Source organism: Salinimicrobium oceani (assembly GCF_012037645.1).
In genome coordinates, this window is sequence record NZ_JAAVJR010000304.1 from 1 (window position 1) to 560 (window position 560).

The 560-nt window shown below is 43.2% G+C and carries 1 pseudogene; it reads left to right on the forward strand.

Annotated features, from left to right (window positions below):
* Positions 1 to 560: pseudogene (locus HC175_RS16870) on the forward strand (PD-(D/E)XK nuclease family protein); the annotation flags it as partial.

Consider the following 560-nt stretch of genomic DNA (forward strand, 5'->3'; position numbering starts at 1 on the left):
TTTCTAAAAGATGAGCAGCATGATGTTTCGTTATTTTTGAGACAGTACCTTAAATCATGGCCGTATTATCAGGAGAAACCTCTAAATATTGTTTCCAACTCTTACAGCGGTTCAAAAAATATCAGCATGGTTGGAGTGCCCAAAAATATTGGGCAGGCAAAGTATATGGGAGAGCTGCTTGCCGGACTCTCTCCGGCGGAATTACAGCAAACAGCTGTTGTTTTGGGGGATGAAAGTCTCCTGCTGCCGGTTCTAAACTCCCTGCCGCCAAACGTGGAAGAGGTGAACATCACTATGGGTTTTGCCCTAAAAAATGCTCCTGCAACTTTCTTTTTTGAGCAGTTATTGCAAATGCATTCCACTCCCGGAGACGGGACCCGGTACTATAAAGATCTCATGTTGATCCTGAGTCATCCATTAATTCAAAAGATTACCGGCGGTTATTCCCACAGGTTGATGGAGAAATTAAGAAAGGAAAACCTGGTTTACGTTTCCCGGGAAGAGACCATGGCAGGGATTCCGGAAAATATAAAAAGACTTTTTGAGATCTGTTTTGGAGA